At 60.7% G+C, this 24819-nt stretch carries 25 protein-coding genes, 1 tRNA gene and 1 pseudogene; 14 read left to right on the top strand and 13 right to left on the bottom strand.

Annotated features, from left to right (window positions below):
- Window positions 1-20: 20 nt before the first annotated feature.
- A complete protein-coding gene (locus G5168_RS19630; protein WP_101531026.1) occupies window positions 21-1043 on the bottom strand; it encodes a LacI family DNA-binding transcriptional regulator in 1023 nt (340 codons plus the stop codon).
- 251 nt (window positions 1044-1294) lie between these two features.
- Between G5168_RS19630 and G5168_RS19625 the strand changes: the two genes are divergently transcribed.
- The 3 genes from G5168_RS19625 to G5168_RS19615 are packed head-to-tail and all read left to right on the top strand — an operon-like array spanning window position 1295 to window position 3372.
- Window positions 1295-1738, top strand: a complete 444-nt coding sequence (locus G5168_RS19625; protein ID WP_005356016.1) for a PTS sugar transporter subunit IIA — start codon at window positions 1295-1297, stop codon at window positions 1736-1738.
- Window positions 1739-1773: 35 nt separating this feature from the next.
- Entirely contained in the window at window positions 1774-2061 is a 288-nt protein-coding gene (locus tag G5168_RS19620) for a PTS sugar transporter subunit IIB (RefSeq protein ID WP_227341728.1), read from the top strand.
- A 51-nt stretch (window positions 2062-2112) separates the two neighbouring features.
- Window positions 2113-3372 carry a PTS ascorbate transporter subunit IIC gene (locus G5168_RS19615; RefSeq protein WP_421252606.1) on the top strand — a complete coding sequence of 420 codons (1260 nt, stop codon included), beginning with the start codon at window positions 2113-2115 and terminating at the stop codon, window positions 3370-3372.
- A 78-nt stretch (window positions 3373-3450) separates the two neighbouring features.
- Here G5168_RS19615 and waaA read toward each other — a convergent pair whose 3' ends face one another.
- Window positions 3451-4716 carry a lipid IV(A) 3-deoxy-D-manno-octulosonic acid transferase gene (gene waaA, locus G5168_RS19610; RefSeq protein WP_227341727.1) on the bottom strand — a complete coding sequence of 422 codons (1266 nt, stop codon included), beginning with the start codon at window positions 4714-4716 and terminating at the stop codon, window positions 3451-3453.
- A 1-nt stretch (window position 4717) separates the two neighbouring features.
- A complete protein-coding gene (gene waaF / locus G5168_RS19605) occupies window positions 4718-5752 on the bottom strand; it encodes a lipopolysaccharide heptosyltransferase II (protein ID WP_227341726.1) in 1035 nt (344 codons plus the stop codon).
- Between the two features lie 276 nt (window positions 5753-6028).
- Between waaF and G5168_RS19600 the strand changes: the two genes are divergently transcribed.
- Window positions 6029-6805 carry a glycosyltransferase family 2 protein gene (locus G5168_RS19600; protein ID WP_227341725.1) on the top strand — a complete coding sequence of 259 codons (777 nt, stop codon included), beginning with the start codon at window positions 6029-6031 and terminating at the stop codon, window positions 6803-6805.
- Between the two features lie 51 nt (window positions 6806-6856).
- Here G5168_RS19600 and G5168_RS19595 read toward each other — a convergent pair whose 3' ends face one another.
- Window positions 6857-7894 carry a glycosyltransferase family 9 protein gene (locus G5168_RS19595; RefSeq protein WP_227341724.1) on the bottom strand — a complete coding sequence of 346 codons (1038 nt, stop codon included), beginning with the start codon at window positions 7892-7894 and terminating at the stop codon, window positions 6857-6859.
- A gap of 134 nt (window positions 7895-8028) precedes the next feature.
- Between G5168_RS19595 and coaD the strand changes: the two genes are divergently transcribed.
- On the top strand, window positions 8029-8511 hold the full coding sequence (coaD, locus tag G5168_RS19590; RefSeq protein ID WP_040069411.1) for a pantetheine-phosphate adenylyltransferase: 483 nt from the start codon (window positions 8029-8031) through the stop codon (window positions 8509-8511).
- A gap of 106 nt (window positions 8512-8617) precedes the next feature.
- Here the strand turns inward: coaD and G5168_RS19585 are convergent, their stop codons facing one another.
- The 6 genes from G5168_RS19585 to radC form a co-directional block, all read right to left on the bottom strand.
- Window positions 8618-9490 carry a VirK/YbjX family protein gene (locus tag G5168_RS19585; RefSeq protein WP_216952390.1) on the bottom strand — a complete coding sequence of 291 codons (873 nt, stop codon included), beginning with the start codon at window positions 9488-9490 and terminating at the stop codon, window positions 8618-8620.
- 177 nt (window positions 9491-9667) lie between these two features.
- Window positions 9668-10480, bottom strand: a complete 813-nt coding sequence (gene mutM, locus G5168_RS19580) for a bifunctional DNA-formamidopyrimidine glycosylase/DNA-(apurinic or apyrimidinic site) lyase (protein ID WP_005357390.1) — start codon at window positions 10478-10480, stop codon at window positions 9668-9670.
- Window positions 10481-10504: 24 nt separating this feature from the next.
- Window positions 10505-10960 (bottom strand): hypothetical protein, encoded by a 456-nt coding sequence (locus tag G5168_RS19575; protein WP_216952392.1) that lies wholly within the window; start codon window positions 10958-10960, stop codon window positions 10505-10507.
- Between the two features lie 93 nt (window positions 10961-11053).
- Window positions 11054-11221 carry a 50S ribosomal protein L33 gene (gene rpmG / locus G5168_RS19570; RefSeq protein ID WP_005307500.1) on the bottom strand — a complete coding sequence of 56 codons (168 nt, stop codon included), beginning with the start codon at window positions 11219-11221 and terminating at the stop codon, window positions 11054-11056.
- Window positions 11222-11232: 11 nt separating this feature from the next.
- Entirely contained in the window at window positions 11233-11469 is a 237-nt protein-coding gene (rpmB, locus tag G5168_RS19565; protein WP_005307492.1) for a 50S ribosomal protein L28, read from the bottom strand.
- 136 nt (window positions 11470-11605) lie between these two features.
- A complete protein-coding gene (gene radC / locus G5168_RS19560) occupies window positions 11606-12280 on the bottom strand; it encodes a RadC family protein (protein WP_033113596.1) in 675 nt (224 codons plus the stop codon).
- Window positions 12281-12428: 148 nt separating this feature from the next.
- On the opposite strand from radC, the gene coaBC reads away from it, so the two are divergent.
- The 6 genes from coaBC to G5168_RS19530 all read left to right on the top strand — a co-directional run bounded on the left by coaBC (window position 12429) and on the right by G5168_RS19530 (window position 18008).
- Window positions 12429-13631, top strand: a complete 1203-nt coding sequence (coaBC, locus tag G5168_RS19555) for a bifunctional phosphopantothenoylcysteine decarboxylase/phosphopantothenate--cysteine ligase CoaBC (RefSeq protein ID WP_005357385.1) — start codon at window positions 12429-12431, stop codon at window positions 13629-13631.
- Window positions 13632-13711: 80 nt separating this feature from the next.
- Window positions 13712-14170, top strand: a complete 459-nt coding sequence (dut, locus tag G5168_RS19550; protein ID WP_005339498.1) for a dUTP diphosphatase — start codon at window positions 13712-13714, stop codon at window positions 14168-14170.
- Window positions 14171-14239: 69 nt separating this feature from the next.
- Window positions 14240-14836 (top strand): nucleoid occlusion factor SlmA, encoded by a 597-nt coding sequence (gene slmA / locus G5168_RS19545; protein ID WP_421252605.1) that lies wholly within the window; start codon window positions 14240-14242, stop codon window positions 14834-14836.
- A gap of 165 nt (window positions 14837-15001) precedes the next feature.
- Window positions 15002-15838, top strand: a complete 837-nt coding sequence (locus tag G5168_RS19540; protein ID WP_005339493.1) for a mechanosensitive ion channel domain-containing protein — start codon at window positions 15002-15004, stop codon at window positions 15836-15838.
- Window positions 15839-16185: 347 nt separating this feature from the next.
- Window positions 16186-17835: a glucose-6-phosphate isomerase gene (gene pgi, locus G5168_RS19535; protein ID WP_021231531.1), complete on the top strand. Its 1650-nt coding sequence runs from the start codon at window positions 16186-16188 to the stop codon at window positions 17833-17835.
- A complete protein-coding gene (locus tag G5168_RS19530; protein ID WP_378006418.1) occupies window positions 17823-18008 on the top strand; it encodes a hypothetical protein in 186 nt (61 codons plus the stop codon). Before pgi ends, G5168_RS19530 begins: the two co-directional genes overlap by 13 nt.
- Here G5168_RS19530 and ilvC read toward each other — a convergent pair.
- Window positions 18005-19486, bottom strand: coding sequence for a ketol-acid reductoisomerase (gene ilvC, locus G5168_RS19525; RefSeq protein WP_421252604.1), 1482 nt, complete (start codon window positions 19484-19486; stop codon window positions 18005-18007). The genes G5168_RS19530 and ilvC overlap by 4 nt on opposite strands.
- Window positions 19487-19707: 221 nt before the next feature.
- On the opposite strand from ilvC, the gene ilvY reads away from it, so the two are divergent.
- Window positions 19708-20601, top strand: a complete 894-nt coding sequence (gene ilvY / locus G5168_RS19520) for an HTH-type transcriptional activator IlvY (RefSeq protein WP_005342097.1) — start codon at window positions 19708-19710, stop codon at window positions 20599-20601.
- Here the strand turns inward: ilvY and G5168_RS19515 are convergent.
- Window positions 20593-21450 (bottom strand): annotated as a pseudogene (locus G5168_RS19515) (hypothetical protein); the annotation flags it as partial. The gene ilvY and the pseudogene G5168_RS19515 overlap by 9 nt on opposite strands.
- A gap of 179 nt (window positions 21451-21629) precedes the next feature.
- Here G5168_RS19515 and G5168_RS19510 point away from each other — a divergent pair.
- Window positions 21630-21821: a hypothetical protein gene (locus tag G5168_RS19510; protein WP_124930448.1), complete on the top strand. Its 192-nt coding sequence runs from the start codon at window positions 21630-21632 to the stop codon at window positions 21819-21821.
- 73 nt (window positions 21822-21894) lie between these two features.
- Window positions 21895-24477, top strand: coding sequence for a GNAT family N-acetyltransferase (locus tag G5168_RS19505; RefSeq protein WP_421250006.1), 2583 nt, complete (start codon window positions 21895-21897; stop codon window positions 24475-24477).
- A gap of 265 nt (window positions 24478-24742) precedes the next feature.
- Here the strand turns inward: G5168_RS19505 and G5168_RS19500 are convergent.
- A tRNA-Asp gene (locus G5168_RS19500) sits at window positions 24743-24819 on the bottom strand.

Genomic DNA, 24819 nt, shown 5'->3' with positions numbered 1-24819 from the left:
GATGACGTGTGAAACGGGGATCAGCTGCTTTGACGCTTTTGCAGTTGAAAATCGAGAGCCAGCGCAGTGCCCATCACGGGCTCCCCGGCCAGTTGGCGCAGGATCAGCTCGGCAGCCTCCTGCCCCATTTTGCGATAGGGGATCCTGACCGAAGTAAGGGTCGGATAACAGGCGCGCGCCACATCCAGATCGTCAAATCCGGCGATGGCGAGTTTGCCCGGCACATTCAAATGGCGGCGCTGGCACTCGAACAGCACCCCGGCCGCCAGTTCATCGTTGACGCAGATCAGCGCGTCCAGCTCGGGCCAGCGCAGCAGAAATTCACCCAGCATGGTGGCGCCGGTGCTGAAACTGGGCCGCTCAGAGGTGTTGATGATGGCATCGGGGGAGAGGTAGTTGTCGAGCAGCGCCTTCTGCCAGCCCTGCATCCGCTGTTGCAGCATCCACTGCTCCTGACGGGCACAGAGAAAACCGATATTGCGGTAGCCCCGCTCGATCAGGTGGTGGGTGAGCTGATAACCGGCATCGAAGTTGGAGACTCCCACATTCATGTCGATGGGGCTGCGGGCCATAGCACCCACTTCCACCACCGGCAGGCGGGAGGCTTTCAGGCGGGTACGGATCGTCTCGCCGGGATCGCCACCAAACAGCACAACCGCCGCCGGATTGTGCTGCAAAAAGCTGGTCAGCAGGCTCTCTTCCTGCTGTTTCAGATGCTGGGCATCCCCCAGCATGATCTGGTAACCCTCCTCGAGCAGGGTCTGTTGCAGGCCCGCGATCATCTCGCCACAGCCAGCTTCCGCCAGACTCGGGACGATCACTACGATAGTCTGGGAAGTCGCAGAGGCCAGCGCCCCGGCGGCCCGATTGGGGATATAGCCGAGCTCTTCCACCGCAGCTTCGATGCGCTCGCGCATCCTGTCGGAGACCATCTCCGGCGTGCGCAGGGCACGGGAAACCGTCATGGCCCCCACACCGGCCAGCTGGGCCACATCGTTGAGGGTCACCCGACCCGTGCTACGGCGCTTCTTTGCTTCTGACATCCATCCCATCCTCGACTTGCGGCTGCTCACTTTAAGGCAAAAGAGCGCCACTGACCATTTGCTCAGGGCCGATTCTACCCTCTTTCCCGGATCACGGGGGCAAGATGACTCCCGTTAATGGGTGAAGTGATAGCGCTATCACAGTTTGATGTTAGCGCTATCTGATAGCGCTAACTTTCGCGATCACCCTCACAGTTTCACCACCGCAAGATCGATAGATTGGCGCCATCTTAACTAGCCGGATCACCACCATGCTGACTCAACTGCTGACCGAGGATGTCATCCGCATCGAACCCGCAGCCCGCGACTGGCGTCACGCCATCGAGCTGGCGACGGCGCCCCTGCTGGCCAATGGCACCATCGAACCCTCCTACGTGGCGGCGCTGTTTCGCTCCCATGAAGAGCTCGGCCCCTACTACGTGCTGGGCCCCGGTCTGGCTATGCCCCACGCTCGTCCCGAAGACGGCGTCAACCGGTTGGGTCTGGGGCTGACCGTCATCAAGCAGGGGGTCAACTTCGACTCCGAGGGCAACGACCCGATCCGGCTGCTGATCACCCTGGCCGCCAGCGACAGCAACTCCCACGTGGAGACCATCGCCCAGCTGGCCGAGCTGTTTATGAATGAAGAGGACGTGGCGGCCATCATTGCGGCCGACACCAAAGACGACATCTTGCGCATTCTGGCGCGCTACTAATCTGCGCCAAGGCGCACCTGACAGAGGAAGAGACAATGAAAATTCTGGTTGTATGCGGTCACGGTCTGGGCACCAGCCTGATGATGGAGATGAGCATCAAGAGCATCCTGAAAGAGCTGGCAGTCACCGCCGAAGTGGATCATCGCGATCTGGCCTCCGCCGGCAGCGAAACTGCCGAGATCTTTGTCGCCACCCGTGACATCGCCGAGCAGCTCCAATCCATGGGGGTCAACAGCCGTCTGGTGGCCCTCGACAACATGGTCGACAAGGCCGCGATGAAAGAGAAGCTCGCCACCGCCCTGCGCGAACTGGGCGCCCTCTAAGGATCCTCCATGCGGCCTGCGGGCCGCATCTTCCATTGCCAGGAGCTGACCATGGAATTTTTCAACTTTCTGATGTTTGACGTGCTGTCCGAGCCCGCCGTGCTGGTCGGCCTGATCGCGCTTATCGGCCTGATTGCCCAGAAGAAACCGGTGACCGAGTGCATCAAGGGCACGGTCAAGACCATTATGGGTTTCGTCATTCTGGGGGCCGGTGCCACCCTGGTGATCAACTCGCTGGGTGACTTTGCCGTCATCTTCCAGCACGCCTTCGGCATCAAGGGGGTCGTGCCCAACAACGAAGCCATCGTCTCCATCGCCCAGACCTCGTTTGGCAAGGAGATGGCGATGATAATGTTCTTCGCCATGCTGGTGAACATCCTGATCGCCCGTCTGACCCCGTGGAAATTCATCTTCCTGACCGGTCACCACACCCTGTTCATGTCGATGATGGTGGCGGTGATCCTCTCTGCCGGCGGCATGAGCGGCGTGCCGCTGATCGCGGTGGGCAGTCTGGTGGTCGGTGTCGCCATGGTCTTCTTCCCGGCCATCGCCCACCCCTTCATGAAGCAGATCACCGGCTCCGATGACGTGGCGCTGGGCCACTTCTCCACCTGCTCCTACGTGCTCTCCGCCCTGATCGGCGCCAAGTTCGGCAACAAGGCACACAGCTGCGAAGATGTACAGGTACCCAAAAGCCTGCTGTTCCTGCGCGATACCCCGGTGGCCATCTCCTTCACCATGGGCATCATCTTCCTGGTGACCTCCGCCTTCGCCAGCACCGAGTTTGTCTCCAGCATCGCCAAGGGCAAGCACTGGTTCATGTTCTCCCTGATGCAGTCCATCACCTTCGCCGCCGGTGTCTACGTCATCCTGCAGGGTGTGCGGATGGTCATCGCCGAGATCGTACCGGCCTTCAAAGGGATCTCCGACAAGCTGGTGCCGAACGCCAAACCGGCGCTCGACTGCCCCATCGTCTTCCCTTACGCCCCCAACGCCGTGCTGATCGGCTTCCTGTCGAGCTTTGCCGCCGGTCTGGTGGGGATGGCGCTGCTCTACGCCATGGGCCTGACCGTCATCATCCCGGGCGTGGTACCGCACTTCTTCGTCGGCGCCGCTGCCGGGGTATTCGGCAACGCCACCGGTGGTCGTCGCGGCGCCATTCTGGGTGCCTTCGCCAACGGCCTGCTGCTGCTCACCATTCTGCCGGTGTTCCTGCTGCCGGTGCTGGGCGACCTCGGTTTCGCCAACACCACCTTCAGCGACTCCGACTTCGGTGTGGTCGGCATCCTGCTGGGGCTGATCGTTCGCTAATTCCGGTCACCGCCAAAAACAAAACGGAGCGTATCGCGCTCCGTTTTTTTATGGCTGAGATGTATGAAAGGCTGACACTCAGTCGTTCTCCAACGCAGTGAGGCAGTGCGAGAGGGTACGCGCCAGCGCTCCCTGATTGCGCAGCACAACGGCGCGAGCCTGCTCCCCCATCTCGCGGCGGGCGTTGCCGTCGGCAAACAGCTGGCTCACCCGCTCGCCCAGCTCGGCGGCATCGGCCACAATGGCGGCGCCCCCCTGAGCCACCAGCTGGCGGGTGATGTCGCTGAAGTTGAAGTAGGCGGGACCGGTCAGGCAGGGCTTGCCGAGGGCCGCCGGCTCCAGCAGGTTGTGACCGCCGATCTTCACCAGACTGCCGCCAACGAAGGCCACATCGGCCGCAGCCAGCATCAGCGGCAGCTCGCCCATGGTATCGCCGAGATAGACCTTATCCTCCGCACTCACCGCAGCACCATCAGTGCGCCGCACGCAGCCATAAGGGGCACACTGCTCGGCCACCCGATCGAACCGCTCGGGGTGGCGCGGCACCAGAATGAGCAGCGCGTCGGGATGGCGTTTGAGCAGCAGATCGAAGGCGGCCAGCACCTGCTCGTCCTCACCCAGATGGGTGCTGGCGGCGATCCAGACCGGCCGCTCGGCGCCCAGCAGCTGGCGCAGAGAGCGCCCTTTGGCCTGCACCTCGTCACCAAACTGGATGTCGAACTTGATGGAGCCGGTCACCGCCAGCCGCGAACGATCGATGCCGAGGCGGGCGAAGCGGTCGGCATCATCCTGATGCTGGCAGAGCAGATGGGTCAGCGGCCGGCTCAGGGCGTCGAAAGCACCGTGGAAGCGGGCATAACGCTGGCAGGATCGCTCGGAGAGGCGGGCATTGATGATGGTCACCGGCAGGTGGCGCGCCTCGCAGGCGGCCAGCCAGTTCGGCCACAGCTCGGTCTCCATCACCCAGAGCGCGCGCGGCTTGAAGGTGTCAAGAAAGGCGGCAATGGCCCAGGGGTAGTCGAGTGGCGCGTAGCGATGGATCACCAGATCCCCCAGCTTGGCAGCCTGATCGGCGCCGGTGCGGGTGGTGGTGGTGAGCAGGATCGGCAGATCGGGCCGCTCCGCCTTGAGGGCGCGAATGAGCGGCGTGATGGCCAGCGTCTCCCCCACGCTCACCGCATGGATCCAGAGCGGCGCCTCCTGTCCGGTGGCGGGCAGCCGCCCGAGATGCTCGGCCCAGCGCTTGCCAAAGCCGGGCTTGCCTTTCTTAGGCTTGTAGAGGGCCAGCAGCGCCAGCGGCAATCCCAGATGGATCAGCAGGTTGTAGAGCAGGCGGTAGGGCATCTTACTGACTCTGCTCCAGCTTCTTGCAGGCATCGACCACCTGCTCCGGCGCCAGGTCGATCAGGCACTTGAGATGGCCGAACTTGCAGGTGCGCTTGAAGCAGGGGCGACACTCGATGTCGGTGTGAACGATCTCGACCCGATCCGCCAGCGGCGGGGTGTAGAGTGGCGAGGTGGAGCCATAGACGCCCACCAGCGGCCGGTTGAGGGCGGCGGCGATGTGCATCAGGCCGGAGTCGTTGGAGATGACCCGGCTGGCCAGCGCCATCAGATCGATCGCCTCGTGCAGGCTGGTCTTGCCCGCCAGCACGTGGCAGTTGGGGCGCGTCAGCAGATTGACCCGATCCCGGATGGTATTGGCCACCGGCACATCCTTGTTGGAACCGAAGATCCACACCTGCCACCCCTCGTCCAGATGCTGCTGGGCTACCACGGCGTAGTGCCCTTCAGGCCAGCGCTTGGCCGGGCCGAACTCGGCGCCGGGACAGAGCACCAGCACCGGGCGGGCGCGATCCAGCCCCAGCCGCTCCAGCGCCTTGCTCTGGTTTATCAGATCGACATGGAGCGCCGGATACGGAATGGTCGGGATATCGGCCCGACTCTTCATCTGCGCTTTGGGATAAGCGAGCGCCAGATAGCCCTCCACCATCAGCGGGAAGGCGGACTTGTTGCTGCGCAGGTCGTTGAGCAGGCCATAGCGGCTCTCACCCTTCCAGCCGGTACGCACCGGAATGCGAGCAAACCAGGGGATCAGCGCCGACTTCATGGAGTTGGGCTGGACGATGGCCTGATCGTACTTCTCGGCTGCCAGCTGCTTGCCGAGGCGGCGGCGCGCCACCAGTTTGAAGTCACCGTGGCCAAGGGGCATGGTGATCGCCTTGTCCACCTCCGGCATCCGCTCCAGCAGGGCACAGCACCAGGCGGGGGCCATCACGTGCAGTTCGCACTCCGGATGGTTGGCCTTGATCGCCTTGTAGAGGCTCTGGGACATCACCATATCGCCGACCCAAGAGGGGCCGATCACCAATATTTTCATCACGCGTCTTCTCTCGGGACTGGCCCGGCTGTTAATCATCACTGGGCGAGATTATGCCCCAAGAATGGTCGGATAAATAACAGAAGATCCTTGGCAGACGCTGCCGTCACCCCATTTTTCCAGCGGTGCCCCTCTTCCAACCGGACGAGACGAGACAGGCAAACAGCTGATAGAAACGGGCAATGGCGGCTCTCTCTTTGGCCCATTTTTCCGTTAGAATGGCCCATCAATACGCATTCGACCCGCCAGCCGGGCAATAACCGTGAGCCCCATTTCGTGAAAAAACCGACTCTGGCTGCCGTTCTGATCGTCAAGAATGAAGCCGACAACCTGCGCAAGTGCCTCGCCTCCCTCGACGGACTGGTGGACGAGATCGTCATTCTGGACTCCGGCAGCCAGGACGAGACCCCGGCCATTGCCGCCGAATTTGGGGCCCGCTTCTTCGTCAACGCCAAGTGGCCCGGCTTTGGCAAACAGCGCCGACTGGCCCAGTCCCACGTGCAATCCGACTGGGTGCTGTGGCTGGATGCCGACGAGCGGCTCACCCCCGAGCTGAAAACCGCCATAGCCAACGTGATGACCAATCCGGCCAGCGATACCATCTACTCGATCCCGCGCCTCTCCTGGGTGTTTGGCCGCTTTATTCGCCACAGTGGCTGGTATCCGGATCGGGTGCTGCGCCTCTATCCCAAGGCACTCACCAGCTACAACGAGGCGCTGGTGCACGAGAAGGTGGAGGTGCGCGCCAACATGAAGATCGTCAACCTCTACGGCGACCTGCACCACTTCACCTATCGGGATCTGGAGCACTATCTGGTCAAATCGGCCGGTTATGCCCGCGCCTGGGCCGATCAGCGCACCGCTCGCGGCAAGAAGGGCTCCCTCAGTCAGGGGCTGATGCATGCCGTCGGCTGCTTCATCAAGATGTACCTGCTCAAGGCTGGCTTCCTCGATGGCAAGCAGGGGTTGCTGCTGGCGATCCTCTCCGCCCACTCCACCTTCGTCAAATACGCCGACCTCTGGGTGCGCCAGCAACCGCAGCAGCCGGAATAACCGTCATACGAAACAGGGCACCACGGGGCCCTGTTTACATTGCTGCATACGTTATTTGCGCCAGAAAGGCGCCGCCCAGCGGGCCATCACCGGCACCATGGTCTTGGGATCGAGCTGGCTCATATCCTCAGGATGGTCGCTATCCTCCGGCGGGCTGAAGGCAAGGTGACGCCCTTCGCTGTTGAGGGGCTTCCAGCGCAGCGGAGTCGCGGAGCGGCGCATCGGGAAGAAACCGATAGTCGGCACATCGAGCGCACCGGCGATATGGAGCGGGCCGGTACTGCCAGCGATAAACAGGGCTGCGTTGGCCAGCACCTGACAGAACATCGGCAGACCATCGCTGGAGCGGTAGATCCAGCCATTGCCACCGTGGGCCAGCAACTCGGCCGCCAGCTGTTCGGCCATCTTCTCCTCGCCCGGGCCTGCGGTCAGCACACACTGCAGTTCGGGGCAGGCCTGATTGAGCTTGATGATGATGCGAGCATACTGCTCGATGGAGAGGTTGTTGGCCGAACCGCCGCTACCGGCATGTACCATCAGCCAGGGGCGACTGGTATCGAGCTTGAGCTTGAGCGCCAGCTGCTCGCGCACCTGCCGCAGAGTCTCCTCATCGAACTGCAGGAAGGGGGTCTTGGGCTCCACCACGGCGACCTGATGATCGGTCAGGAAGCGACGGATCAGCTCCAGATTGTACTCGGACTCCGGCTTCTGGGAACGGGAGCGACGCTGCACCAGTCGCTGGTTGTAGAGCACCTGCGCCAGCTTGGTCGCCGGCGCCAGCCGATAAGGGATGTGTGCCTTCCACACCAGCATGGCGTTGCGGGAGTTGGAGAAGAGGCAGATGGACGCGTCGAACGCCGCCGCCTTGATCCGCGCCAGCAGCGCTCGCTGTTGCTCCTTGTCGGCCCGCACGCCCGGATCGATGATCACCTCGTCAATCCAGGGGCAGAGCCGGGCCAGCGGGGCCGTGTAGGCCGGAACCAGGGCAGTCACATGACACTCCATGGAGCCTTTGAGCATGGCGAAACTCGGCCACGCCAGCATGAAGTCACCAATCTTGTCATTGCGAACGACCAGAATACGTTTCATAAAAAATCCCTTTGCTCCCTGTCACCAATGCAGGGAGGCTTGATGCGCGATGGCGTATTCTTGCCTGATGCACTGCTATTCTCAAGCGACGACCTTATAATGCGACCAAATTTCCAGGTTGCAGGACCGCAAAGATGACTACCAGGGTGATCTATCCCGGGACGTTTGATCCCGTTACCAATGGCCACGCCGATCTCATCGGCCGCGCCGCCAAGCTGTTTGACGAGGTGGTGGTCGGTGTCGCCAACAGCCCGAGCAAGCGACCTCTGTTCGATCTGGCAGAACGTGTCCAGCTTGTCCAGCAAGTGACCAGCACGCTTCCCAACGTCAAGGTGGTGGGCTTCTCCGGTCTGCTGGTCGATTTCGCCAAAGAGCATCAGGCCAACGTGCTGATCCGCGGCCTGCGCGCCGTCTCCGACTTCGAGTACGAGTTTCAGCTGGCCAATATGAACCGCCGCCTGATGCCTGAGCTGGAAAGCGTCTTCCTCACCCCGGCCGAGGAGAACTCCTTTATCTCCTCCACCCTGGTGAAAGAGGTGGCGCTGCACGGTGGCGACATCCGCCAGTTTGTCGACCCCGTGGTGGCCCAAGCCATCGCCGCCAAACAGAAAGGGTGATTCCCTTCCACACTGGCCATTCCCGACGGCAACAACGAACAAGGGCTACCCACGGGTAGCCCTTGTTGTATCTTTCTCGTTATAGAGAGGTCAGCATGCTTGCCGGTTACTGACGGGCAAACCGCTCATTCATCTCCTGCACCAGCAGATCGAGCCACTCGTAGCGGCGCCGGTACATGGCCCGCTTCTTGGAGGCGATCTCCTCCAGCGGCTTGCGCGGCTGGGCTTGCAGGGCGACGAAGTTGGCATCCACATCCCGGGCGCCGAATTCCTGCCACAGCTCGTCATAATCGGCCTGCAGGTTGGCTTTTTGCTTGCTGCTGTAGCGCCTAGCCTGAAACACGTGGGCACGCTTGCGCACCGCCAGCACCTCCGCCGCCCCCATGCTCTGCGCCAGTTGCAGCACCAGCTGCACCAGCAGGGATTTGGGCCGCAGGCCGTGTCCCTCTTTGGTCAGCTCGCGCACCCGATCCTGAGCATTGTCGACCGCAGGCTCCGGCCCCTGCATGGAGCCGATCATCAGAATCAAACGATCCACGCTACCCGCCAGCGAAAAGGCGCAGCTGTAGAGGCGCTGCCCCTCGCCGTTGACGATGGAGAGCGCCAGCTCGGCCTCGCGGCGGAAGGTGCCATCGTGGCGCAGCAGAATGCGGCAGCCACTCTGGGGATAGTGCCCCAGCGCGATCCCCTCGCCCAGATAGAGGGGGTCGATCAGCTGCGGGTAGCACTCCAGCAGCAACCGGTAGTGATTTTCCAGCATCTCGGCCCGCTCACGGGCGCTGGCACAGGCGAAGCGATAGGGTCGCATAGGCTTGTCGAGCAGCTCGGGATAGACCGCTGGCAGTGCCTTGAGCGAGTCGCACTGAAACAGGCTGAAGACCCGGCTCAGCGACTTGCGATAGAGCAGGCTGCGCAGCACGAACTTGCCGCGATTGAAGGTTTTCCGGTCACATCCCTCGGGGTAGAGGAAGCGGGCCATGGATTTTGCGCAATAGCGCTCCTGCCGGGATAAATATTCCCAGTCTATTGATTTTAAAGTCATTTCTAGTTCTCAAACCGCCTGAACGGCCGCTGATACTAGTAATGACTGCGCAAATATTCAACAGCCTGGAAATATGCTGTTACAACTTCCCCCGGATCGGGGAAAAAAGTACGCTCAGCGCTGGCAATGACTGCAAAAAACCGTGGTACGCTGCCCCATTCTTGTCTCGGTCAGCAGGGTGTGACAGTGGAAACAGGGCTGACCGCCACGGCCGTAGACCTGCAACTGCTGCACGAAATAGCCTGGCTTGCCATCGGCACTGGTGAAATCCTTGAGGGTGGTGCCGCCCTGCCGGATGGCTTCGGCCAACACCCGCTTGATCTCGGCCACCAGGGTTCCCAGCCGCTCGGCGCTGATATTGCCCGCCGCCCGTTTGGGGTGAATGCCGGCGGCATAGAGCGCCTCGTTGGCGTAGATGTTGCCTACCCCGACCACCACCTGATTGTCCATCAGGAACTGCTTGATGGCAGTGCTGCGCCCCTTGGCACGCCCCTGCAGGTAATCAGCACTGAAGGCATCGGTGAGCGGCTCGGGCCCCAGCTTGGCGAGCAGCGCGTGGGCTTCGGCCGGTTCCCTGGTCCAGAGCAGGGCGCCGAAGCGGCGCGGATCGTTTAGCCGCAGCAGCTTGCCATTCTCCAGCTCGATATCCACATGGTCGTGCTTCTCGGCCGGGGTGCCGATATCCAGTACCCGCAGGCTGCCGGACATCCCCAGATGGAGGATGGCGGTGCCGAAATCGGTCTCCAGCAGCAGGTATTTGGCACGGCGGCGCACCCGATGGATGGTGAGGTCCACCAGCTCCTGAATCTCACCGGGGATCGGCCAGCGCAGGCGGCCATCCCGCACCACCACGCGCGTCACCTTGATACCGGTAAGCCAGGGGGAGATCCCCTGACGGCTGACTTCAACTTCTGGCAATTCAGGCATGGGTACCTCACAAGGAAAAGGAACTCAGGGGGCAGGGCGCAGCAGATCGCGATACTGCTCGGCTGTGAGGGCGAGCCAGAGACCGGAGGGCAGCTGGGCACCATACTGACCGCTATTCTGATAGAGGCCGATCTCGACCGGATCGTTCTGGCCGGCAATCCACACCTTGATGGTCACCGGCGCACCGCGTACCGCTTCACCGGGGGGTAACAACCAGCCCTGCCAACGTGCCAGACGGGCATCCAGCTGCGCGCTGTCGAGCCCCAGATCCGGCCCGCTGCGCCAGCCCTGACCGATCCGCTCAATCTGCCAGCTCGGCCCCTGCCAGGTGAGCACCACAGCCGCATCAGGCAGCAAGGGGCGAGCCCGCTTGGCGCTATTCTCCTGCTGGGCCAACTCCATACGATGCAACAGGGTGATCACGATCAGCACCACCACGATGATCACGTTATTCCAGCCTTTGCGGCTCAATTTGAACATGGCAAGTCTCCCTTTGAACCGGCAGTGTACTGAATTCGACGCATAAAAAAACCCGGCACGAAGCCGGGTTTTTGGGAATGCAGCATCAAGTAATTACTTGATTTTGCCTTCCTTGTAGATCACATGCTGACGAACAACGGGATCAAACTTTTTGATCTCCATTTTTTCGGGCATGGTGCGCTTGTTTTTGGTAGTGGTATAGAAGTGACCAGTACCGGCGCTGGAGTTCAGGCGAATTTTCTCGCGAATACCTTTAGCCATGATCTAATTCCTTATACCTTAACACCGCTGGCGCGCAGTTCAGCCAGAACCACTTCAACGCCACGCTTGTCGATGATACGCATGCCTTTTGCGGATACGCGCAGGCTTACGAAGCGTTTTTCACTCTCAACCCAGAAACGGTGAGTGTGCAGGTTCGGCAGGAAACGACGCTTGGTAGCGTTGTTAGCGTGCGAACGGTTGTTACCAACTGCCGGGCGCTTGCCGGTTACTTGGCATACTCTAGACATGTCAGTCTCTCCAAATCTTACTTCATTGCTCGAGCAAATATCTGCCCCGCTGGCCTTCGATTGCGGGGCAAACAGAAGGCGGCATTTTATACAGCATCCGTGATCAAAGATCAACTAATACGGTGCCAGAGCACAGTTATAGCCAACCGCGCTCGGCAAAAGAAACCGTGATGCCGTCACCGATCACCAAGTGATCCAGCACTCTGATATCGATCAGGGCCAAAGCGGCCGTGATCCGATCCGTGATCTGGCGGTCGGCCCTACTGGGCTCGGCGACGCCGGACGGGTGATTATGCGCCAGAATCACCGCGGCTGCATTATGTTTGAGCGCGATCTGCACGATTTCTCTTGGCCAGACGCTCGCCGAATCGATTGTGCCGTAAAAAAGCTCAACAAATTGAATGACTCTGTGCTGATTGTCGAGCAGCAGCAGGGCAAACACTTCGCGCGGCCGATCCCGCAGCTGGGCCTGCAGATAGTCGCGGGTCAGCTGGGGTGAGGTGAGGGCATCGCCCCGCTGCAGCTGCTGCGCCAGATGGCGTTTGGCCATCTCCAGCACCGCCTGCAACTGGGCATATTTGGCTGGGCCAAGACCGTGTGCCTCGCAGAAAGCGCGCTGATCCGCGCCTAGCAGATTGCGCAGCGATCCGAACTGATTCAACAGGTTACGGGAGAGATCGACCGCACTCAGGCCATTGACGCCGGTGCGCAGGAAGATGGCGAGCAGCTCGGCATCGCTGAGCACCGTCGGCCCCTGTCGCAGCAGCTTCTCTCTGGGGCGTTCATCTTCCGGCCACTCCTTGATGCTCATTTGTCTCTCCTCTCTCCCTGTTGAGGAAAAACATAGCAAATATTTGCGTGTTCCCCGCCACAACCCCTTGATGCCAACCCCTGTCGTCATCCCCTGCCTGTGGTATCTTAGCCGACCAGTCAAAGTGAGCCGGATAGAGAAACAGCAGATGAGATTGGCCGATAAACGCATCCTGTTGGGTGTCAGCGGCGGGATCGCCGCCTACAAGAGTGCCGAGCTGGTACGCCGTCTGAAAGATCAGGGTGCCGAGGTGCGGGTGGTGATGACCCGCTCCGCCAAGGAGTTCATCACCCCGCTGACCCTGCAGGCGGTCTCCGGTCATCCGGTGGCCTACAGCCTGCTGGACCCCTCTGCCGAAGCGGGCATGGGCCATATCGAGCTGGCCAAGTGGGCCGATCTGGTACTGATCGCCCCCGCCAGCGCCAACCTGATGGCGCGGATGGCTGCAGGCATGGCCGACGAACTGCTGACCACCCTCTGTCTGGCCACGCCGGCGCCCATCGCGCTGGCGCCCGCCATGAACCAGCAGATGTATCTCAACGCAGCGACCCAGGCCAACCTCAAGACCCTGGCCAGCCGCGGCATTCTGCTGTGGGGGCCGGATGCCGGCAGCCAGGCCTGTGGCGATGTGGGCCCGGGGCGGATGCTGGACCCCCTCGAACTGGTGGATCGCTGCTGTCAGCAACTGGCCGCCGAGCCCTTGCTGGCAGGCGTCAAACTGCTGCTGACCGCAGGGCCAACCCGCGAGGCGCTGGATCCGGTGCGCTACATCAGCAACCACAGCTCCGGCAAGATGGGCTACGCCATCGCTCGCGCCGCCCGTGAAGCAGGCGCAGAGGTGACGCTGGTGAGCGGCCCGGTGACGCTGGCTACGCCAGCAGGTGTTACCCGCGTCGATGTCGAGAGCGCCGAGCAGATGCATCAGGCGGTGATGAGCCGGGTCGGCGAGTGCGACCTCTTCATCGGCTGCGCGGCGGTAGCCGACTATCGTCCTGAGCAGGTGGCCAGCCAGAAGATCAAGAAAACCGGCGACAACGACCAGATGGTGGTGAAGCTGGTGAAAAATCCCGACATCATCGCGGCCGTTGGTGCCCTTTCAGACAAACCCTTCACCGTCGGATTTGCCGCCGAAACCGTGGATGTGGAACAATACGCCCTCGACAAGTTGCAGCGTAAGCGGCTGGACATGATCGCCGCCAACGATGTGTCCCGTGAGGGGCAAGGCTTCAACGCCGATGACAACGCCCTGACCGTGTTCTGGCAAGGGGGCCAGGCCCCGCTGCCGCTGGCCGACAAGCTGACGCTGGCCCGTCACCTGATCGCCCTGATTGCACGCCACTACCGGCACTGAGCGTCCCGAAAGAACAAGACTCACGGCGCCCCGCCTGCCAAGAGGGGCGCCAATACAAGATCCAACTGAAAAAGCGATTCATGACTACACAAATTGAACTGAAGATTCTGGATGCCCGTATCGGTACCGAGTACCCGCTGCCCGCCTACGCCACTCCCGGCTCTGCCGGCATGGATCTGCGCGCCCTGCTGGATGCGCCGCTGACTCTGGCTCCGGGCGATACCACTCTGGTGCCGACCGGTCTGGCCATCCACATCCAGGATCCGGGTCTGTGTGCCACCATTCTGCCCCGCTCCGGCCTCGGCCATAAGCACGGCATCGTGCTGGGCAACCTGGTCGGACTGATCGATTCCGATTACCAGGGTCAGCTGATGGTCTCGGTCTGGAACCGTGGCAAGGATGAGTTCACCATGCAACCCGGCGAGCGCATCGCCCAGCTGGTGATCATGCCGGTGGTTCAGGCCAGCTTCCAACTGGTCGATGAGTTCAATCAGAGCGAACGGGGTGAAGGCGGTTTTGGTTCTTCTGGTCGCCAATAACAGACCACACCAGCCCGATGGGCGGTGCCTAATAACAGAATCAAGCCATTGTTTTTTTTAGGGGAATCCATGGCAAGCAGTAATCACAAACAGAGTCGGCGCGATCAGATCCTGCAGGCGCTCGCCCATATGCTGGAAACCAGTCCGGGTCAGCGCATCACCACGGCCCGTCTGGCGGCCGAGGTCGGCGTCTCTGAAGCAGCCCTCTATCGACACTTTCCAAGCAAGGCGCGGATGTTCGAGGGGCTGATCGACTTTATCGAGGATTCCCTGCTGTCACGGGTCAATCTGATCATGGCGGAAGAGAAAGACACCATGGCGCGCTGCCACCACATCCTGCAGCTGCTGCTGGTGTTCGCCGAGCGCAATCCCGGCATCACCCGCATCCTCAACGGCGATGCCCTGTTGGGCGAGCACGACCGGCTGCGGGATCGCATCAGCATCCTGTTTGACAAGCTGGAGACCCAGATCAAGCAGGTGCTGCGCGAGAAGCGGCTGCGCGAGGGTCAAGGCTTCCAGCTCGACGAGACCATGCTGGCCAATCTGCTGCTGGCCTACACCGAAGGCCGTATCAGCCAGTTTGTCCGTTCCGAGTTCAAGCTCAAGCCGACCGCCGGTTTCGAAGATCAGTGGCAATTTATCCGCAGCCAACTGCTGCAGAGCTGATGGTTTTTTCGCGTCATTCAGCAAAAAGAAGGGAGGCTTTGGCCTCCCTTCTTTTTTATGGCAGGTTTTTATGGCAGAAAAGAAGTACCAGATGCGACCCGTACTGTCGCGCTGCGGTGTTAGATTTATCCACCATAAACCTTTTAGAACCTGACAGGACATCCTATGGAACCCGAAATCATTACCGAAGCGCAGACCTGGCTGGTCAATAATCAGGGACTGCTGATCGAATACGGCGTCAATATCGCCGCCGCCCTGCTGACCCTGCTGGTCGGCTATATCGCCGCCAACCTCATCAGCGGTGGCGTGGTCAAGGTGATGCAGGCCCGCAAGCTGGACACCACAGTCACCCACTTCGTCGGCAGCATCCTCAAGTACGCCATTCTGGTGTTCGTGGTGATCGCCGCGCTGGGCCGTGTCGGCGTGCAGACAGCCTCCTTCGTCGCCATTATCGGTGCCGCCGGTCTGGCCATCGGTCTGGCGCTGCAGGGCTCGCTCTCCAACTTCGCTGCCGGCTTCCTGCTGATCATCTTCCGCCCCATCAAGGCGGGCGAGTTTATCGAAGTGGCGGGCACCGCGGGTGTGGTGCAGTCCGTTCAGCTCTTTACCACTACCCTCACCTCAGGTGACAACAAGATGGTGGTAGTACCGAACTCCGCCATCCTCAACGGCACCATCGTCAACTACTCGCGTATGGATACCCGCCGCGTCGATATGACCTTTGGCATCGGCTACGGTTCTGACCTGCGCAAGGCCAAACAGATCCTGGAGCGTCTGGTAAGCGAAGAGCCGCGCATCCTGAAAGATCCAGCAGCCACCATCGCCGTCGCCGCGCTGGCCGACTCCTCGGTCAATATCGTGGTGCGCCCCTGGGTGAAAACCGCTGACTACTGGGGTGTCTGGTTCGACTTCCACGAGAAGGTGAAACTGACCTTTGATGCCGAAGGCATCGAGATCCCCTTCCCGCAGATGGTGATGCACATGCAAAAACCGCAGGCGTGATCGCGGTTCTGCTGCAACAGACAATGCCAGCCTTCGGGCTGGCATTGTCGTTTCTGGCCCCAGCCCATGGCCATGTCGGTGCATAACCACGCCAACCGGATGAAAACAATTTCAGGCTATCGGGGTGGCCCCAATCATGAGCAAGCGCAAGATCCGCCTTGCTTTCGTGACACATAATCCCAATGTTCTGGTTGTATGCTCCCGACAGTGACCCATTGCGGTAAAAGACAATCGGTAAAAATCTGTTACACGGGCCGCCCGATCGGCTCGCTATAATGCTCGGATAATAAGGTTTGGCGGGACCTTGCCTGCAAGGTTCAAACACAACTTGGCATTTCAGGAATCCTATGAAAAATATCAATCCAACCCAAACCCAGGCCTGGCAGGCACTGGAAGCCCACTTTGCAGCAAACAAAGAGACCCGACTCAAGGATCTGTTCGCGCAGGACCCGAAGCGCTTTGACAAGTTTTCCCTCACCTTCGGCGGCGACATCCTGGTTGATTACTCGAAGAACCTGATCACCGAAGAAACCCTCAAGTTGCTGGTTGATCTGGCCAAAGAGACCGATCTTCGCAGCGCGATCGATGCCATGTTCAATGGCGACAAGATCAACATGACCGAAGGCCGCTCCGTACTGCACGTGGCCCTGCGCAACCGCTCCGACCGCCCCATCGAGTGCGACGGCAAGGACGTGATGCCGGAAGTGAACGCCGTACTGGCCAAGATGAAAGGCTTCTGCGAGAAGGTAATCGGAGGCGAGTGGAAAGGCTACACCGGCAAAGCGATCCAGCACGTGGTCAACATCGGTATCGGTGGTTCCGATCTCGGCCCGGTGATGATCACCGAGGCACTGCGTCCCTACAAAAACCACCTGCAGATGCACTTCGTCTCCAACGTCGATGGCACCCACATCGCCGAGACCCTGAAGAAGATCGATCCGGAAACCACCCTGTTCCTGGTGGCCTCCAAGACCTTCACCACCCAGGAGACCATGACCAACGCCCTGACCGCCCGCGACTGGTTCATCAACATCGCCGGTGACAAGGCCCACGTTGCCAAGCACTTCGCCGCGCTCTCCACCAACGGCAAGGCCGTGGCCGAGTTCGGCATCGACACCAACAACATGTTCGAGTTCTGGGACTGGGTTGGCGGCCGCTACTCCTCTTGGTCTGCCATCGGCATGCCCATCGCCCTGTCTGTCGGTTTCGAGAACTTCGAAGCCCTGCTGCAAGGCGCCTTCGAGATGGACATGCACTTCGCCACTGCCTCCTATGAGCAGAACGTGCCGGTGCTGCTGGCGCTGATTGGCCTGTGGTACAACAACTTCTACGGTGCCGAATCCGAAGCCATCCTGCCGTACGACCAGTACATGCACCGCTTCCCTGCCTACTTCCAGCAGGGCAACATGGAGTCCAACGGCAAGTACGTGGATCGCAACGGCAAGCCGGTTGACTACCAGACTGGCCCCATCATCTGGGGTGAGCCGGGCACCAACGGCCAGCACGCCTTCTACCAGCTGATCCACCAGGGCACCAAGCTGATCCCCTGTGACTTCCTGGCGCCGGCCATCAGCCACAACCCGATCGGTGACCACCACCCGAAACTGCTGGCCAACTTCTTCGCCCAGACCGAGGCGCTGGCCTTCGGCAAGAGCAAGGAAGAGGTCGAAGCCGAGTTCCTGGCTGCTGGCAAAACGCTGGAGCAGGTCAAGGATCTGGTGCCGTTCAAGGTGTTCGAAGGCAACCGCCCGACCAACTCCATCCTGTTCAAGAGCCTGACCCCGAAAACCCTGGGTGCCCTGATCGCCATGTACGAGCACAAGATCTTCGTACAGGGCGCAATCTGGAACATCTTCTCCTTCGACCAGTGGGGTGTGGAGCTGGGCAAACAGCTGGCCAACAAGATCCTGCCGGAGCTGGGCAACAACGAGGCTGTCACCAGCCACGACTGCTCCACCAACGGTCTGATCAACACCTGGAAAGCGTGGAAAGCCTGATTTATCCGGCCTTCCTGAATGCAAAAGCCCCGCTCGATGAGCGGGGCTTTTTTATGACCATCTTTTATGACTGTCAGGCTGATTTTTCTGGCTGGCCGGTCGGGTGTCCAGCCCGACCGGCGACGGGGATCGTCATCTCCGCCCCTTCATCATCCAGCCCGATGCTGGCTTAACCACCAACGGCGATGCGCTTCATGTCCTTCATATAACCACGCAGTACCTGACCGATTTTCTCGATCGGGTGGTTGCGAGTCGCTTCGTTGGCCGCCAGCAGCGCCAGGTTATCCACGCTCTGCCCTTCCGCCTTGCTGGCACCCAGATCGCCCGCTTTCAGGGTCGGCATGAAGTGCTCGCGCAGCAAGGGCACAGCAGCATTGGCGAACAGGTAGTTACCGTACTCGGCGGTGTCGGAAATAACTACGTTCATCTCGTACAGACGCTTGCGAGCAACGGTGTTGGCGATCAGCGGCAGCTCGTGCAGGGATTCGTAGTAGGCAGACTCCTCGTAGATACCGGAGGCCACCATGGTCTCGAACGCCAGCTCGACACCCGCCTTGACCATGGCCACCATCACCACGCCATTGTCGAAGTACTCCTGCTCGGCAATCTTGCCTGCGAACGCCGGCGCATTTTCGAAGGCAGATTTGCCGGTCTCTTCGCGCCAGCCGAACAGCTTGGCATCGTCTTCGGCCCAGTCGGCCATCATGCCGCGGGAGAACTCACCGGCGATGATGTCGTCCATATGCTTCTCGAACAGCGGGCGCATCAGGGTCTTGAGCTGCTCGGAAAGCTCGAAGGCGCGCAGCTTGGCCGGGTTGGAGAGGCGGTCCATCATCAGACTGATACCACCCTGCTTCAGAGCTTCGGTGATGGTCTCCCAACCGAACTGGATCAGCTTGCCGGCGTAGGCCGGGTCGGAGCCTTCGGCAACCAGCTTGTCGTAGCAGAGCAGGGAACCGGCCTGCAGCATGCCGCAGAGGATGGTCTGCTCGCCCATCAGGTCAGATTTCACTTCCGCCACGAAGGAGGACTCCAGCACCCCGGCACGGTCACCGCCGGTGGCAGAGGCCCACGCCTTGGCGATGGCCATGCCTTCGCCTTTCGGGTCATTTTCCGGGTGAACGGCGATCAGGGTCGGTACGCCGAAACCGCGCTTGTACTCTTCACGCACTTCGGTACCCGGGCACTTGGGCGCCACCATCACGACCGTGATGTCGGAGCGGATCTGCTGACCCTCTTCCACCACGTTGAAGCCGTGGGAGTAACCCAGCGCAGCGCCCTGCTTCATCAGCGGCATCACGGTTTTCACCACGTCGGAGTGCTGCTTGTCCGGAGTCAGGTTCAGCACCAGATCTGCGGTCGGGATCAACTCTTCATAGGTGCCGACCGCGAAGCCGTTATCGGTAGCTTTCTGCCAGGAGGCACGCTTCTCGGTGATGGCGGCCTTGCGCAGGGCGTAGGAGATATCCAGCCCGGAGTCACGCATGTTCAGACCCTGGTTCAGACCCTGGGCACCACAGCCCACAATCACCACCTTCTTGCCCTTCAGCACGTTGCAGCCGTCCGCGAATTCTTCGCGCTGCATGAAACGACACTTGCCCAGCTGGGCCAACTGCTGACGCAGGTTCAAGGTGTTGAAATAGTTAGCCATGGTGATTGCTCCGTTCGATTGATTCCATGCCGGATAGCGGCGTTGTCTGAACCACTATAGCGCGGGACACTTATTGCCTGAACTGATATATTCGAAACAGTACGTTGCAATAACTGAAAGACTCACCCTTCATAATTGCCTGCTGAATGTACCGCGAGATGGCAGAAACAAGCCACCAACCGCTGGGTATCGGGCACACAAGCCGCGCCAGGAGCTGAAAGATGGACCTTCGCAATCTCGAGCTGTTTCTCCACCTCGCCGACTCCCTTCATTTCGGCAAGAGTGCCGATGCCATGGCGGTCAGCCCCTCCACCCTGAGCCGCGCCATCCAGCGACTGGAACAGGAGACCGGCTGCATCCTGTTCGAGCGGGACAACCGCTCGGTACGGCTCACCCCCGCCGGCGAGAAGCTGCGCGAATTCGGCGGCGGCCTGTTGCAGGAGTGGCGTCAGCTCAAGCAGGAGCTCAAACGCAGCGATGAACCGCTGCAGGGACGGCTGCGGGTATTCTGCTCGGTCACTGCCAGTTACTTTCTGCTGCCCGAGGTGCTGGAGCGCTTTCGCCGCCGCTATCCCCAGCTGGAGATCAAGCTGGAGACCGGCGACCCGGCGCTGGCGGTGGACAAGATCCTGGCCGATGAAGCCGATCTCGCCATCGCCGCCCGTCCCGACGCTCTGCCCGCCAAGCTGGAATTCGCCAGCCTGCAGCTGGTGCCGCTGGTCTTTATCGCGCCGCGCAATGCCCCCCAGCTGAACCAGTGGTTCCGTCAGGGCGAGCCGGACTGGGAGCAGCTGCCAGTCATCCTCTCCGAGCAGGGCTTGGCCCGCAAACGCAGCGATCAGTGGTTTCGCAACAAGGGGATAGCGCCCAACATCTATGCCGAAGTGGCGGGTAACGAGGGAATTGTCGCCATGGTGGCACTTGGTTGTGGCGTAGGATTGGTGCCGGCAGCAGTGATCGACCACAGCCCGCTCGGCGACAAGGTGCGGATCATCGACCTCAAACCCGCCTTCAAGCCATTTGATGTGGGGATTGGGGTGCTCAAGAAGCGGCTGGAAGAGCCGCTGATCCGCGCCTTCTGGGATACCGCGCAGAATCAGGGCTCTCTGCGCTGACACCGGTTTATAGATAAGGGCCGGATCGGCCATCATGATGCGGCTAGGCAGCGGCAAGTCGGGGTTGTGCAGCTCGAGACGCACCCGCTCATCCAGTTTCAACCGCCGAATGGTGCTGCCAAATCCCTCTTCAAAGACCCGGTCAAAAGCACCAGACTGCCGCGCCCGCCGCAGGCCAAGCTCGATGCGCTGGGCCAGCTCCGGATATTTTGGCGAGACAAAGAAGAGCAGCGCCAGCGGATAGCGAAACACCAGACGGGGCTCGATGACGAGATCCGGATGCTGCCTTAGCTCATCCTCGACCTCGATGACCGATCGCAGGAAGCAGTCAAAGCGCTTCTTGCGCAGCATATTGAAGAGCGCCTCATAAAGATTGCCCACCGTCACCTTGAGGCCGTTAGCCCGCAGCAACTGGGTGTCTGGCCAGGATCTGTGCTGACCGATGGAGAGCCCGGCGCGATGCCAGTCCGCCAACGATCTGATCGCGGCAAAACGCCCCTCATCCCCCTGCCGAACCAGACACACCCGCCATCCCAGCAGCCCCTTGGCCAGCGGAATGTGGATTGCCAGCAACTCCCGTTCTCGCTCACCATCCGGGGCAAAGACACCGACCTGAACCAGCTCACCGCTGCGCAGCTCCTTCACCGCCCGCCCCTGCTCCATTTGCGGGCTGGAAACCAGCTGGTAGGGGCCATATTCGGGCACGGTAAGGTCGAGGGAGAGGCGCAGCAACTGGACGACGGCGGGGTTGGGATGATCCAGCAGCAGATTCCAGGCGCGGATAGGCTGCTCGGCTGCCGATACGCCAACCGTCCACAGTGCCATGCACCACCACCAGACTCTGATCATCCTGTGCACCATCCGTGCCTCGTGCTCCTCGCCATACTATAACGCCAGCCAGCGCCTCAACGGCGCCCTCTCTGAAAGATGTGTGAGCGCTCTCGTGTCAAAAGTGACAATAGCAAACCCGGCAGGTCATCGCAGACTGGGCGTTCATCAACACACGCCAAGGCGCAGGGAGGAGAGCCATGAAACAGCATCTGGTAGAGATCAAGGGTTCAACCCTGTTTGAGGAGTATCTGCAAAGCATGGGCGTGCCCAGCACGGCGCTAGATCGGGAGCAGGATATCTATCTTCAGGAACGCCACCTGGGAGCCATTCGCCGGGTGCAGGGCGAACTGCGCTTTTATCTGCGTGCCAATGCCCTGAACAAACGGTGATCAGGATCCGGTCACAGAACCCGCAGCAAAGGCGTATTAGACTGGTATCTTCCCCCTTTTGTCGGGAGTGCCCATGAAAGCAAGCGGTCTGGATCGGCTGTTCAAACCCCACTCAATCGCCGTGATCGGCGCCTCGACCGACCCGCTCAAGGCGGGTCATGTGATTGTGCGTCACCTGCTGGCGGGCCAATTCAAAGGGCCCATCCTACCCGTCACTCCGCGCAACAAGGCCATCGCCGGCGTGCTGGCCTATCCCGATATTGCCAGCCTGCCGCTGATCCCGGATCTCGCCATCATCTGCACCAGACGGGAACGAGTCTTGCCACTATTGGAAGCGCTCGGCCAGAAGGGCTCTGGTGCAGCCATCATACTGGCCGCCGACTTTTCCCCCGAGGAGCGGCTGGAGCTGAAACGGGTCTGCCAACAATACGGAATTCGCCTGCTCGGTCCCAACAGCATGGGAATGCTGCTGCCCGGCCAGGGGATCAACGCCAGCTTTTCCCCCACTGCCGCCAAGCCGGGGCAGGTCGCCTTTCTGTCGCAATCCGCCGCCGTCAGCACCACCATCCTGGATTGGGCCAAGCAGCATGAACTGGGCTTTTCCGCCTTCATCTCCCTTGGTGATCACTGCGACATCGACTTCGGCCAGCTGCTGGATCAACTCTCCCGCGATAGCGTCACCCGCGCCATTTTGATCTACATGGACAAGTTGCACGACGCCCGCCACTTTCTCTCGGCAGCGCGAGCAGCCTCGCGCAACAAGCCGATCCTGGTACTGAAAAGCGGGCGCCACGATCCGGCCCACGGTCTCGACAATGTCTATGATGCGGCCATCCGCCGTGCTGGCATGCTGCGGGTACGGGATACCCACGAACTGTTTGCCGCGGTGGAAACCCTCAGCCACTCCATGACCCTCAAGGGGGAGCGGCTTGCCATCATCTCCAACGGTCGCGGGCTGGCTAATATGGCAGTGGATGTACTGCTAGAGCGGGGCGGCAAGCTGGCTCGTCCGCCGCTCGATATCGGCAGCGATGCCACCATCACCACCTATCAGGAGGCGCTGGACAACGTGTTGCAGGAAGATGGCATCGACGCCATCCTGATCATCCACGCCCCCTCGCTCACGGCACCGAGCGCGCCGCTGGCCAGCCATCTTATCGCCCATCTGAAGCAGCATCCCAGAGCGCGCCGTTTCAATATCCTCACCAACTGGGCAGGCGAGTACTCGGCGCAGGAGGGGCGCAAACTCTTTACCGAAGCGGGCATCCCGACCTACCGTACCCCGGAAAGCGCCATGGCCGCTTTCATGCATATGGTGGAGTACCGCCGCAACCAGAAACAGCTGATGGAGACCCCCGCCTCCCTGAACGGCAACCAGCTCAATATCGAGCTCTGCCAGCAGCTGATCCGCCAGGCGCAGGAGCGCAAGCAACTGAGGCTGGATACCCATCTGGTACACCCGATTTTGCAAGCCGCCGGTCTCTCGACTCTACCAACCTGGATCGTTACCGATGCCATCGAGGCGACCCTGACCGCCGAGCAGATCGGCTATCCGGTGGCGGTAAAACTGCGCTCGCCCGATATCCTGCACAAGTCTGCCGTACATGGGGTAGTGCTCAATCTGCGCACCTCGGCCGAAGTTGCGCAAGCCGCAGATGCCATTCTGGACAGGGTCAAACAGCATGATCCGGGCGCTCGCATCGAAGGCTTGCTGGTGCAACGCATGGCTCGCCGCAGCGGTGGCCTCGAGCTGCGGGTACGTATCCAGCAAGACGCCATCTTTGGCCCCGTCATTCTGCTGGGTGAATCTGGTGCGGAGCCGCAGGAGATGGTAGCTGCCTTGCCACCGCTCAATCAGGCGCTGGCTCGTTACCAAATCATCGGCGCACTCAAGAGCCGTAAGATCCGCGAACAAGCCACGCCGGAACGACTGGATATCGATGCCCTCGGTCAGGTGCTCTGCCAACTCTCCGAGCTGCTGCTCGCCTTTCCGGAAATTCAGGAGCTGGATCTGCACCCGCTACAAGCGTGCGGTACCGAGATGGTGGTACTGGATGCCAGCCTCATGCTGGCTGACCCCACCCTCCCGGCCAGCAACCGACTGGCGATCCGTCCCTATCCTACCGAACTGGAGGAGGGTGCCTGGCTTAAGGATCAGCGCCATATCCTGCTGCGCCCGATCCGGCCGGAAGATGAACCGGCTCACAAGCAGTTCGTGCTGCAGGTCTCCGATGAAGACAGATACAAACGCTTCTTTGCCGATGTGGGCGAGCTGGGGCATGAAGAGCTGGCTCGCATGACCCAGATCGATTACGACCGGGAGATGGCCTTCGTAGCGGTGGGGCAAGGTGGCGAGCTGCAGGATCAAATCCTCGGCGTGGTACGCGCTATTTCGACCCCGGACCAGAGCGATGCCGAGTTTGCCATTCTGGTGCGATCGGACTTGAAAGGGGTGGGGCTCGGCAAATTGATGATGGAGAAGATCATCCGCTACGCCAAAGAACAGGGGATTGGCCAGCTATCCGGCATGACCATGCCCAGCAATCGTGGCATGGTCAACCTCGCCAAGCGACTTGGCTTCAAGATCGACGTGCAGATGGAAGAGGGGGTGGTCAATATGGAACTTCCCTGTAGTCAGCAGGCAGCAGAAGGCTGATTTGACCATCTGTAGAGCTGTTCAAATGGCTGTGAATGAAACTGATAAGGCTCAGATATAGCCAGAAAATGGTGGAAATAAACGGCTATCTGGCTCTCTTTTGGCAGGTAAAAACCAAACGTTGGCTGTTTAACACGCTAAAAATACAAAACCCCGGTTATGAAGCCGGGCTTTGTGTCGATTCTGGTGTGCAAATCTGTGGGTCTTATGGACAAAATCGCCCATAGCAAAAAGGCCTTCCCAATCGGGAAGGCCTTCAAATTATTGGCGGAGCGGACGGGACTCGAACCCGCGACCCCCGGCGTGACAGGCCGGTATTCTAACCGACTGAACTACCGCTCC

Source organism: Aeromonas sp. 600724 (assembly GCF_049175135.1).
Taxonomy (GTDB): Bacteria; Pseudomonadota; Gammaproteobacteria; order Enterobacterales; family Aeromonadaceae; genus Aeromonas; species Aeromonas veronii_A.
This window is presented reverse-complemented; position numbering and strand designations above follow the sequence as displayed.